Genomic DNA, 12804 nt, shown 5'->3' on the forward strand with positions numbered 1-12804 from the left:
AACATGAACACTGAAATAATCTAAGTTTAAAGTGAATTATTGGCGACTAACTGAATCAATTCCAATCTTGCTTGTTCCCCATATACATGAGGCATTATCATGATTTCATCCACTTGATACGTATTTAATAAATAAGTTAATTTTAGATGAATATCTTTAGGTAATCCACTTATGACACGGCTTTTATTTTGCTCAATTTTATTACGTTCACTAGTGCTATAGTTACGTTTTTGAGCAGTATTAATAGAAGGATATGACTTAGGTTGGTTGAGATAATTAATGCGTAAAAGCCATAAATGTAATGCATCTAATAAATCATCAACTTTATTAAGCGTGTTTGCAGTAACTACAAATGTTGACATAATTACATATGGCTCATTAGATTTTGAAATGTCATTCAATTGTTTGTATCGTTTTCGATAATATTCTATTAGGCTATTAATCTTGGTTTGAGATTGTCCCATAAATGCAATGACGAATGGTAGCCCTTTTTGAGCAGCTAATTCCGCACTTCTCTCACTCATACCTAGAATAAACATTTGTGGAGAAGTATCAATTTCAGGTGTTGCTTTGATAGACATGAATCGATGTGGGGCTTCATATTTGTTGCTAAAGTAGTGTAGTAAGTCCTCTATTTGATTGTCTAAATTTGGTTTTGTTGATTTAAACTCATTAAGTGCTTCATTTACTTGCTTGAAACTCGGAGAACGACCTAAACCCATATCTACTCTATTAGGATGGCGAGCTTCCATTATTCTAAATTGTTCTGCCACTTTGTAGGCACTGTAGTGCGGTAACATGACGCCTCCGCTTCCTATTTTAATAGTTTGTGTTTGCTCTAATAACATCATCATTACGATCTCAGGTGCACTTGACGCAACAGAGAATACATTATGATGTTCAGCAACCCAATATCTTGTATAACCTAATTGTTCAGCAGTTTGGGCTAATGTAATGCTATGATTAAATGCATCATAGGCGTTTCTACCTTCAAAAATTGGAACATAATCTAAAATACTTAATTTCAATTTTTATATGCTCCTTTCAATAATTTTATAGGATAAATTAGATTTAGTTGTATTTTAAATTGAAGGCTTCTATATTGCTATATATTTGTTTGAAATATTATACTTAGTGTAATATTAGCTTTGAAAAAGGTGGCGGATGAATAGTGAAAGCAATCGGATTTGAACAACCGTTTAAATTATCAGATGGAAATTTATTTAAAACTTTTAATTTAGATATACCAGAACCAAAAGTACATGAAATATTAGTTAAAATTCAGTCTATTAGTGTCAATCCCGTTGATACAAAACAGCGATTAATGGATGTATCAAAAGCACCTCGAGTACTAGGATTTGATGCGATTGGTGTGGTTGAATCTGTTGGAAATGAAGTTACTATGTTTAATCAGGGTGACATTGTATATTACTCTGGTTCACCTGATCAAAACGGATCAAATGCAGAATACCAATTGATTAATGAGAGATTAGTAGCTAAGGCACCTAAAAATATTAGCGCTGAGCAGGCAGTAAGCTTACCATTAACCGGTATAACAGCATATGAAACATTGTTTGATGTGTTTGGTATTTCACGCAACCGTAATGAAAATGAAGGTAAAACGTTGTTAATTATAAATGGCGCAGGTGGCGTAGGAAGTATTGCTACTCAAATTGCTAAGGCCTATGGTTTAAGGGTTATTACTACAGCATCGCGTAATGAAACGATTGAGTGGACTAAAAAAATGGGTGCTGATATTGTACTCAATCATAAAGAGAGTTTACTAAATCAATTTAAGACACAAGGTATTGAACTGGTTGATTACGTATTCTGTACATTTAATACGGATATGTACTATGACGACATGATTCAATTAGTGAAACCTAGAGGTCATATTGCTACTATTGTAGCTTTTGAAAATGACCAAGATTTAAATGCTTTGAAACCAAAAAGCTTAAGTTTCTCACATGAATTTATGTTTGCTAGACCATTAAATCAAACTGATGATATGATAAAACATCATGAATATTTAGAAGACATAACAAATAAGGTTGAACAGAATATTTATCAACCTACAACAACTAAAGTTATAGAAGGATTAACTACTGAAAACATCTATCAAGCACACCAAATATTAGAATCCAATACAATGATTGGCAAATTGGTCATTAATTTAAATTAACAAGCTATTATATTTCTTTATAAATGGCGTTTATTCCTATAAAAAAAGGCAATAGGATAAACGTCATTTTATTTTGACTTAAATGTTTAATTAACCATTTTATTGAAAGGATTATTATGATGCGAAAAAAATCAATTAGTTTTGTGTTTTGGATAGCATTAGCTATTTGTACACTATTTGTTTTATACGGCGCTTTTATGCCCAAACAATTGGAAACAGGAACCCAAAACATTACTTCATTTATAGCAAAGAATTTTTCTTGGTATTACTTGTTACTAGTTTTACTCATATTCTTTGTCTGTGTGTATTTATTGTTTTCAAGATATGCATCGATAACGCTTGGCGAAGAAGGTGAAGATCCTGAATTCTCTCTACCATCTTGGTTTGCGATGTTATTTAGTGCTGGTATGGGGATTGGACTAGTATTTTGGACTACTGCAGAACCAATAAGTCACGCATTTACGTTAACCCCTATACATAAAGCAGGTACTCAATCTGCAATCAATGATGCATTTCAATTTTCGTTCTTTCATTGGGGATTACATGCATGGGCAGTATATGGAATTGTAGCATTAGTCTTTGCATATTTTAGTTTCCATAAAGGTTACCCTGGATTAGTAAGTGCAACCCTAGTTCCTATATTTGGTGAAAAATCAATGAAAGGCCCTATAGGTGGTGCAATTGATGTATTAGCTGTTATCGCCACTGTTACAGGAGTCGCAGCAACTCTCGGATTTGGTGCACTTCAAATAAATGAAGGCCTAAATTTCCTATTTAATGTTCCAAACAATTTTGGTACACAGGTAATATTAATTATTATTGCGACTATATTGTTTACATGGTCTGCTTGGTCAGGTATTGATAAAGGGATTAAAACGCTTAGTAACGTCAATATGTTTTTAGCCTTTATTGTACTAATTGGCTTATTTATTGTTGGCCCAACACTTTATATCCTAAATACATTTACAAATGGTTTAGGTAATTATATCTTTAATTTCTTTAGTATGAGTTTACGTATTCCAATGAATGGAGGAGAAAAATTCCAATGGCTCCAAAACTGGACAATATTCTATTGGGCTTGGTGGGTATCATGGGCACCATTCGTGGGTATCTTTATTGCTAGGGTATCTAGAGGTCGTACAATTAAAGAATTTATACTTGGTGTTCTATTTGTACCTGCACTTGTATGTTTCTTCTTCTTTGCTGTATTTGGAGCATCTGCCGTTTATTTACAAGATAAAGGCATTGCTAACATTGCAAAAGAAGCTACTGAAACTGCAACATTTGCTACGTTGGAACATTATCCACTAGGATTTATTCTTAGCATAATCACTCTCGTAGTTATTATGATCTTCTTCGTGACTTCAGCCGATTCAGCAACATACGTATTAGGTATGCTTAGTTCGAAAGGTGACATCAATCCTGCATCATTTGTGAAAGTAAGTTGGGGTATTATTCTAGCATTATTTGCAATGATTATGATTTATACAGGTGGTACACAAGCGATTCAAAACTTATTAATCATTGCCGCTTTACCATTTTCGATAGTTATTATTTTAATGATTTGGTCATTGTTTAAATCATTAAGTATCGATCATCCAAGAACTTCTAATAAGTTTCCAAACATATTACAGTATAAAAGTTCAAAGCAAAAAGAATTGAAAAAATAATAATAAAATATATGTTTTTATTGTGCTAAATTTGGGAATATTCTATCTAGAAAGTAAAACTTTAATAAATATTTATATAATTAAATTAATAGTTTTTCATTAATGTTTTGAAAAATATTTAAAGGGTATTATTTTCTATATAATAATTCAACAATAATTTAGGAGGTGCATACGAGGTGAAAAGGTTAAAAAACTTTATCCTCGGCCTATTAATAGTTGCTATTGTTGGATTCCTATTGTTTATGTACATAAAAGATAGTCGTATATCTAAGTATCAAGACTTCTTCTTACAATTCAATTGGTTCCAACCACTATTAATTGGTTTAGCTGCTCTACTTATATTGATAGGTTTAATATTAGTATTCAGCATCTTTAAACCAACATATAGAAAACCAGGATTATACAAAGATTATGATGACGGTCATATTTATGTATCTCGTAAAGCAGTTGAAAAATCAGCTTACGATACACTTACTAAATACGACCAAGTAAGACAACCTAATGTTGTAGCGAAGCTTTATAATAAGAAAAGCAAATCTTACATTGATATCAAGGCTGACTTCTTAGTACCAAACGATGTACAAGTTAAGTCACTAACTGAAAGTATTCGTTCAGACATTAAGCATAATGTAGAATATTTTACTGAATTACCAGTGAGAAAACTTGAAGTAAATGTCAGAGATCAAAAAACTGCTGGACAACGCGTTCTGTAAGGGAGGGATAACATGGCTGATAATAATAATCAAAATGGACAAGATGCAAGTCAACAAATCATTGACTTCATTAAATCATATAAATGGCGTATCATTGGTTTCTTTGCATTTTTAATTATAGCAATCTTATTCCTAACTTTAGGATTTTGGAAAACAATTTTGGTTATCGTATTATGTTTAATAGGAATTGGTGTTGGGTATATTAAAGACCGTACACAGGATTTCATGAATTTCTTAAATAGATGGAGTTAAACAATTTATTTAAGAACTAAATAATAAAAGACAAAAAATAATTCATTTATAAAGGAGAATGTAATATGTCAGTAGATAACAATAACAAAGCTAAACAAGCTTACAATAATCAAACTGGAGTTAATGAAAAAGAAAGAGAAGAACAACAAAAACAAGCTGAACAATACAGAGAACAAAATGAACAACAACAATTTGAAAACAAATTAACTTTCTCAGATGAAGTAGTAGAAAAAATTGCTGGAATCGCAGCTCGTGAAGTTAAAGGTATCTTAGATATGAAAGGCGGTTTCGCTGATAACTTTACTAATGCATTCTCTAGTGGAAACAATGTAACTACTGGTGTTTCTGTAGAAGTTGGCGAAAAACAAGCAGCAATCGACTTAAAAGTAATCTTAGAATATGGTGAATCAGCACCAAAAATCTTCCGTAAAGTTACTGAATTAGTAAAAGAACAAGTTAAATACATCACTGGATTACAAGTTGTAGAAGTTAACATGCAAGTTGATGATGTTATGACTAAAAAAGAATGGCAACAAAAAAACGAAAAAAACAACAATAATAAAAACAACAACAATTCTGAAAGATCAGGATTACAATAATAATAGATTTAACCCTTTAGGTTTATATAGCCTAAAGGGTTTTTTTATTTTAGAATTAAGTTTTGATTTCTAATATCGTTTAACCATGTAGTGGATTACTTACTTTAATATAAGTATAGTGATGTGCTTCATCTTCTAAACGCATCGTTGTCACGCATTTATAATCAATGTCTCTATCAAACATAATTTGTTTAATTTCTGAAATGCGGCTTGTGTTAATATCCGTTAAGCTATTTAAAATGTTATGAATAATTTCGCTTACGCTATCCCACAGTTTAGATTCAAATTCCTCATCTTCAATGAATTTTGAAACAGTTAATATAAGTTCACCTATATGATTTTGAACTGTCGAGTAAAAGACTTTATTAAATACTGTTGTTTTAGAGTCGGTCAAGATTCTAGATTTTTCGTGAAAATGTTTTGTCGTATATCCAGCTTCATTTAAAAGTTGTTCATCAATACGTAAGCCTTCAAAATCACGAATATAAATAGTGTTTAATCGTCCATCAGCGTTAAACGTTGAAATTGAATTTTGTAAATGTGCTTCAAGTGCAATGCCATATTTAGCATATAAAGGAATCACTATGCCTAACAATTGAGAAATGTAATCTGACAACCATTCTTGAGCTGCGATATCAAGATTAGATTTGTCGTAGTGATGTTTATAACGTTGAATTAAACTAATGATTGGTGGTTCTTCATTATATTTATAGGTAACCACTAAACTTGATGGAATCATAGGAATACTATCTTTTTCAGTTAGATTGTACACATTGTCCCTAAAAAGCGTTCCTAATTGTTCACTTAGATCTGTTTGAATAGCTTCTTCGTCATTTGAATTATAAAAGTGAATACCAGCAAATTCATTTAAAATACCAACTCTATAATGAGTGAAATTTTTATCTTGCTTTAAAATGTCATTTAAGATTTGAGTAACTAAAGGACCATTGTGAGTTGTTTGTTCAGATAAAGTTCTAATTTCGCCAGTAATATGTACATTGGTAGATAACTTAATATGTGGCAACGTGCTTGGGAATTTCGGCATTAAAGTTCTAAAAGATAAACCAGCGTAATAAGGTATTTCTATCTTTAGTGGAATCATTAAATTATTATTTATTTCCTCTTCGTATTGACTTAATAATACATTATCTAACTGCCAAGGATGAACGATCATTAAATGATATTCACTCAGATTACTCAAGTTATCACATTCAGTTTTAATTTGACTATATAGTTCTGGAAATTGCGCTTCTAATTCAGCATCATAAGTAAAAGATAAAGATTGTGTTCTAGCGATACTTTGGTGAATAAGCACACACTTTAAATGGATTTCTTTATTATATTCTGAACTATATTTAATATTCTCATTAGCATTAAGGCCTTTGCGCAATTTAGCTCCAGGATGAAGCGGATGTCCCTCTATAACTGCCTGCTCTGAACGCAAATAACTATCTTGTTCATTAATAATTATTTCCAATAAAGGTTCCTTTGAATGTTGCATCTCATATGCTTGATATGAAAGTGCTAACGCCATATTTGCAACACTGTTTTCCATATCGTCTTTGAATTGTGAACTTGCCTCATTATCAAGCTCTGGATTTTCCTTTAAGATATCAGCTAATACTTCATTAGGATGAAGTATACGAACACATTGTCTACCATCACTATCACAATAGTAAAATGGACCTTCAACATCTACACGACCAAATGCATGAGTACTGGAAACTTTTGCGAATAAATATTTATCGCTTTCGGGAAAATGCACGCGCATAATTTGGTGTTCTCCATTTATTGGAAAGTTTTTAATATCACATGACGAGACAAAGGTACTATTTGATTTAGCGTTGACTAAATTTTCTCTGTAAAGGGATGTAATTAAGCGTTGAGAAATTTTATCTCGTGCAACGAGCAATTCATTTTTAAAGTAGTTTACTAAATGGGGCATTTCTTGTTTTAAAAACGATAAAGCTCCTAATTCTTCATCAGTTAAATGTAAATCTATATTGTCTATTGAAATTAAATTATCCATATGGCACCTCAAATTCATTTTACAAAAATCTAAAACATTTGTATAATCCATAATATCGATAATGATATTCATTATCAATTATAAATATTATTATAAATAAGTAGGTGGAATACTGTGGCGAAATTTTTCTTCTCTAGTTCCTTTTTATTATTTCTAGGGAATTGGATAGGACAAATTGGCTTGAATTGGTATGTACTTACTAGTTATCATAACGCAGTCTATTTAGGATTGGTTAATTTTTGCCGACTCGTACCAATTTTGTTACTAAGTGTCTGGGCTGGCGCTATAGCTGATAAATTTGATAGAGGAAAATTATTGAAAATGACCATTTCATCTTCATTTTTAGTGACAAGCACATTATGTGTTTGTACCTTTTTATTAGAACAAGTGCCGATTATTTTCATCCTCATTTATGCCACACTTAGAGGTATGATTAATGCGACGGAAACACCAATAAGACAAGCTGTATTGCCAGATTTATCTGTACATTTAAATACAAGCCAAGCCGTTTCATATCATTCTTTTATCATAAATATATGTCGCTCAATAGGTCCAGCAATTGCAGGATTGATACTCTCAATTTACCATGCACCGTTTACTTTCCTAGCGCAATCAATGTGTTACTTCATTGCTGTTCTATTGTGTATACCATTAACCTTCAAGACAGTTGGTGAGGCAAATAAAGCTAACAAAGGGTTTTCATTTACGGTTGTGTGGGAATACTTTAAGAATAATATGCAGGCCTCAAGAATATTTATTACGTCATTGATTATCATGGCTACTGGGTTTTCGTATACTACACTAGTACCAGTATTAGTACATGATCTCTTTCCCGGTCGCTCGGAAATCTTTGGTGTGTCAATGACATTTTGTGCTGTAGGTGGTATGATTGCAACACTTTTACTACCCATAATTTTGAAAAAGTTCACCATTGTACAAATGTATTATTTAAGTTCTTGTCTATTTGGATTAGCGCTTGTAGGTGTCATTATACATAACATTATATTCATGTTTATCTGCATGTCACTTGTAGGTTTATTTAGTCAATTAGCTAGAACATCAAATCGAATATATTTTCAAGAGGATATAGCATCAGAGCATCGAGGAAAAATATTAAGCATCGTCATGATGGATAGAGGGATGATTCCTTTAGGTAGTTTAATATTAACAACATTATCAGAAATAATGGGACCCATTAATACATTTATCACCATGGGAATATTTACTTTTGTAATTGCATTTATTGCATATATAATTCAAAGACCAATTAAATTGGAGGAGTAGAGTATGACTCAAAACGCATGGCAAAATGCGGATACCAATATACAATATCGTATTTTAAATGCTTTAATAAAAGAAAACATTTGGCAAGAACAAACTATTATTACAACTAAAGATGATCAATTAGATATACAATATCATGGATGTATACTTTCTACTCATTTTAATCATAACAGTGTAATGTCAAGGTATGAATTTGTAGGACCAATTACATTTCGATGTGGCACAAACATAATGGAAGTATCAACAGTAGAAGCTTTATTAGATATGTTAAGTAATCATTTTGATATTAATATACATCAGCAATTAATAGATGAAATAATACATAGTAGAGATAGCTTTGTTGAAATTTATAAACAATTTTATCAACGTCAACATAATGTGCAATCTAGTATGCAATTTTCTGGTATGCCAACAACTTTAAATTTTTTTGCATGGTTACAACATTTGAATGACGCGAATGAAATCAATGATTTGTTATATTCAGAAAGCTTAGTATTAGAAGGTCATCCTACACATCCACTTACTAAAACGAAACTGCCATTAACTATGGATGAAGTTAAAATGTATTCACCTGAGTTTGAAAAAGTTATACCGTTAAAAATTATGTTAATCCATAAAGACTGTGCACAAGCTACGTGTATAGATAATGATGAAGATTTCATATTGAAGAAAGTAATACCTGAATATCAAACAAGAATTAGAAAATATGCACAGTCTATTCATATTTCGTTAGAAGACTATTTTGTGATATTAGTACATCCATGGCAATACAACCATACTATCTACGATAAGTTTGCGAATTGGATTGCTAATAAGTTTTTATTAACAACACCATTTGATGTCGATTCGAAAGCAACACTATCATTTAGGACGATGGCGCTCATCAATAAGCCATATCATATAAAATTACCTGTCAATGTACAAGCAACTAGTGCTGTCAGAACAGTTTCAAGTGTTACAACGGTAGATGGACCTATATTGAGTAGCGCTTTACAAAATGTATTAAATCAATATCCACAACTAAATGTTGCATTAGAACCTTATGGTTTATGTGCGAAAACAAATGACGAGGATGCTAGACAGTTAGCATGTATTGTCAGAGAAACACCTTATATTGCAAACAATGGGGTGACTATTGTTACTGGTGCATTGGTTAATCCTAATCCAATTGATCGACATATTACAGTTGATAGTTATATCGAATGGGTTAATGGTGAGTTAAATAATAGAGGTATATTAACCTTTATTCAAAATTATAGTCGACAACTTATTACGCCTTTAATCAATTTAATTCAAGAGTATGGCATAGCTTTAGAAGCGCATATGCAAAATACTATAGTTAATTTAGGACCTAATTATCAAATGAATTTTATTGTGCGTGATTTAGGTGGGTCTCGTATCGATTTAAATACACTTACGCATAAACTGAAAAATATCAACGTGTCCAATCAAAGTTTATTGGCAAATTCAATTGAAGAAGTTATTGCGAAATTTCAGCATGCTGTTATTCAGAATCAGTTAGCTGAATTAATTCATCACTTTTCAAAAACGGAATTTGTAACTGAAGAAGAATTGTTCACTCTAGTTCAAGATGAAGTTAAATTAGCAATAAATGATAATAAACCACATGCTCAAGCTTTAAAAGATGTACTCTTTGGTTCAAAGATTACTGTTAAGGCATTATTACGCATGCGTATGAGCAATAGAGTGAAAAAATATTTAAATATCGAACTTGATAATCCAATTAGAGATGAGGTGAGATAATTGGCTCAAATCAATATAAACTTATCTAAAATTGAATATAATGCAGATGCACTAAGAACGTTATTAGAAAATAATGATATACATTTAACCCCAGTAATTAAATGTATAGCTGGTGATAGTCGAATTATCGAAACATTAATTCAATCAGGGTTCACCCATTTTGCAGAATCAAGACTTGAGAATATAAATGAAGATTTCAAAGGACAATGCAATTATCTTTTACTAAGACCAACATCTAAAAACCGTTATACTCAACTGATTAAATCAGTGAAAATGAGTATGCAAACTGAAATTGAGTCAATTAGAGAGATAAATGACATTGCTAAACAGTTAAATCAAAAACATCAAATTATGTTAATGATTGATTGGAAGGATAGACGTGAAGGGGTTATAACTTATGATGTACTAAATTATATTGAAGAAATCATCAAAATGACTCATATTCAATTAATAGGTATTGCATTTAACTTTATGTGTTTCAAGTCTTCGGCTCCGACTGAAGAAGATATATTAAAGATAAATCAATTCGTTGATGCTATTGAATATAATTTAGGATTTAGACTAAAAGTTGTATCAGGAGGAAACTCAAGTATGATACCCCAATTAATGTACAATGATTTGGGTAGGATTAATGAGTTACGAATAGGTGAGGCATTATTTAGAGGGATAGATACTACAACAAATCAATCTATACCCATGCTATTTCAGAATGCAATTACAGTAGAAGCGGAAATTTTAGAGATTAAACCACGTCTATCTGACAATAATCAATGCTATTTACAAGCAATTGTAGATATTGGCTATGTTGACACAGACGTAAATAAAATTAAACCTATTAAGAATGATGTTAGCATTGTTGGTGCATCAAGTGATCATCTAATGATTAATTTAAATAATCAAGATTACTATAAAGTTGGTGATATTATAGAATTTGCTATGGAGTATGAGGCGCTTTCTCAAGTAATGTATCATAACCATATGACAAAGCACTATTTTAAGGATAATTATATTCAATCTTTGAATAGTATGATGGTCGATTCTCCATTATTGATTAATAAAAAATGTTAACCAATTCTTTGTAGGTATTAATTATCATATAAACTTTAATAAATTAATTAGCCTTTAATTTTGAATTCATTCTGATTAATGGCTTTTTATTTTATCATTTAAAGGTAAAATCCATTAATAATTAAAATTCTAATTTACTTTTATAAAAAAATTAAAAAATACACCAAATTATATTGACATTGATAATCGTTATCAATAAACTATGTATTGTAAACCTATACATATTGAGGAGTGGAATTCATGAAAGGCTTTAAGTTTGCAGGTATAGTCGCATTATTATTTGCATTAGTTTTAGTTACTGCTTGTGGTAATGTTAGCAATAATGGATCAGGTGATTCAGGTAATAAATCGTCATCGAAAGATTCTATTAAAATTAAACACGAATTAGGCACAACTAAAGTTCCTAAAGATGCTAAACGTGTCGTAGCGTTGGAATTTTCATTTGTAGATGCTTTAGCGGCACTAAATGTTAAACCTGTTGGGGTTGCTGATGACAACAAACCAAATCGTATTATTAAACCATTAAAAGAAAAAATTGGAGATTATAAATCTGTTGGTGCTCGTAAACAACCCAACTTAGAAGAAATCAGTAAATTAAAACCAGATTTAATTATTGCAGATAGTAACAGACACAAAGGTATTTACAAAGAATTAAGTAAAATTGCTCCAACAATTGAATTAAAAAGTTTTGATGGAGATTATAATGATAATATAGATGCTTTTAAAACAATTGCCAAAGCTTTAAATAAAGAAGATGAAGGTAAGAAACGTTTAGACGAGCATAAAGAGAAGATTGCAAAATATAAAGATGAAATTCAATTTGATAAAAATGAAAAGGTATTACCAGCTGTAGCGTCTAAATCTGGCTTATTAGCACATCCAAGTGAATCTTATGTAGGTCAATTCTTAAGTCAACTTGGCTTTAAAGAAGCATTAAATAAAGATGTCACTAAAGGGTTAAGCAAATATTTACAAGGACCTTATTTACAACTTAATGCAGAAACATTAAAAGACGTAAATCCTGAACGTATGTTTATAATGACTGATGGCGCAAGTCCTAAAGAACCATCATATCAAGAAATGAAAAAAGACCCGGTTTGGGACACATTAGATGCGGTTAAACATAATCGTGTAAGTATCGTTAGTCGTGATACTTGGGCAAGAGCTCGAGGTTTAATATCTTCTGAAGAAATGGCTAAAGAACTTGTAGAAATTTCTAAAAAAGATAAAGAAAAGTAAGGTG

The 12804-nt window shown here is 31.1% G+C and carries 11 protein-coding genes; 9 read left to right on the plus strand and 2 right to left on the minus strand.

Annotation, left to right across the window (positions count from 1 at the left end):
• Nucleotides 1-26: 26 nt before the first annotated feature.
• Complete coding sequence (locus EQ029_RS03690) at nt 27-1028, minus strand: LLM class flavin-dependent oxidoreductase (RefSeq protein ID WP_011275163.1); 1002 nt, start codon at nt 1026-1028, stop codon at nt 27-29.
• A gap of 143 nt (nt 1029-1171) precedes the next feature.
• Between EQ029_RS03690 and EQ029_RS03695 the strand changes: the two genes are divergently transcribed.
• The 5 genes from EQ029_RS03695 to EQ029_RS03715 all read left to right on the plus strand — a co-directional run bounded on the left by EQ029_RS03695 (nt 1172) and on the right by EQ029_RS03715 (nt 5416).
• Nucleotides 1172-2182, plus strand: a complete 1011-nt coding sequence (locus EQ029_RS03695) for a zinc-binding alcohol dehydrogenase family protein (protein WP_011275164.1) — start codon at nt 1172-1174, stop codon at nt 2180-2182.
• A 119-nt stretch (nt 2183-2301) separates the two neighbouring features.
• The gene (locus tag EQ029_RS03700) at nt 2302-3852 is read left to right on the plus strand and encodes a BCCT family transporter (RefSeq protein ID WP_011275165.1); all 1551 of its coding nucleotides are present in this window, start codon (nt 2302-2304) and stop codon (nt 3850-3852) included.
• A 176-nt stretch (nt 3853-4028) separates the two neighbouring features.
• Nucleotides 4029-4565, plus strand: a complete 537-nt coding sequence (amaP, locus tag EQ029_RS03705; protein ID WP_011275166.1) for an alkaline shock response membrane anchor protein AmaP — start codon at nt 4029-4031, stop codon at nt 4563-4565.
• Between the two features lie 12 nt (nt 4566-4577).
• The gene (locus EQ029_RS03710) at nt 4578-4817 is read left to right on the plus strand and encodes a DUF2273 domain-containing protein (RefSeq protein ID WP_011275167.1); all 240 of its coding nucleotides are present in this window, start codon (nt 4578-4580) and stop codon (nt 4815-4817) included.
• A 65-nt stretch (nt 4818-4882) separates the two neighbouring features.
• Nucleotides 4883-5416 carry an Asp23/Gls24 family envelope stress response protein gene (locus tag EQ029_RS03715; protein ID WP_057504705.1) on the plus strand — a complete coding sequence of 178 codons (534 nt, stop codon included), beginning with the start codon at nt 4883-4885 and terminating at the stop codon, nt 5414-5416.
• A 79-nt stretch (nt 5417-5495) separates the two neighbouring features.
• On the opposite strand, the gene EQ029_RS03720 is transcribed toward EQ029_RS03715, so the two are convergent.
• The gene (locus EQ029_RS03720; RefSeq protein ID WP_037558567.1) at nt 5496-7445 is read right to left on the minus strand and encodes an IucA/IucC family protein; all 1950 of its coding nucleotides are present in this window, start codon (nt 7443-7445) and stop codon (nt 5496-5498) included.
• A gap of 114 nt (nt 7446-7559) precedes the next feature.
• Between EQ029_RS03720 and EQ029_RS03725 the strand changes: the two genes are divergently transcribed.
• From EQ029_RS03725 to EQ029_RS03740, 4 genes are all read left to right on the plus strand, one after another.
• A complete protein-coding gene (locus EQ029_RS03725; RefSeq protein ID WP_011275172.1) occupies nt 7560-8729 on the plus strand; it encodes an MFS transporter in 1170 nt (389 codons plus the stop codon).
• Between the two features lie 3 nt (nt 8730-8732).
• Nucleotides 8733-10493 (plus strand): IucA/IucC family protein, encoded by a 1761-nt coding sequence (locus EQ029_RS03730; protein WP_011275173.1) that lies wholly within the window; start codon nt 8733-8735, stop codon nt 10491-10493.
• A complete protein-coding gene (locus EQ029_RS03735) occupies nt 10494-11561 on the plus strand; it encodes an alanine/ornithine racemase family PLP-dependent enzyme (RefSeq protein WP_011275174.1) in 1068 nt (355 codons plus the stop codon).
• 240 nt (nt 11562-11801) lie between these two features.
• Entirely contained in the window at nt 11802-12800 is a 999-nt protein-coding gene (locus EQ029_RS03740; RefSeq protein WP_011275175.1) for an ABC transporter substrate-binding protein, read from the plus strand.
• The last annotated feature ends 4 nt before the right edge of the window (nt 12801-12804 follow it).

The organism is Staphylococcus haemolyticus, assembly GCF_006094395.1.
Classification (GTDB): Bacteria; Bacillota; Bacilli; order Staphylococcales; family Staphylococcaceae; genus Staphylococcus; species Staphylococcus haemolyticus.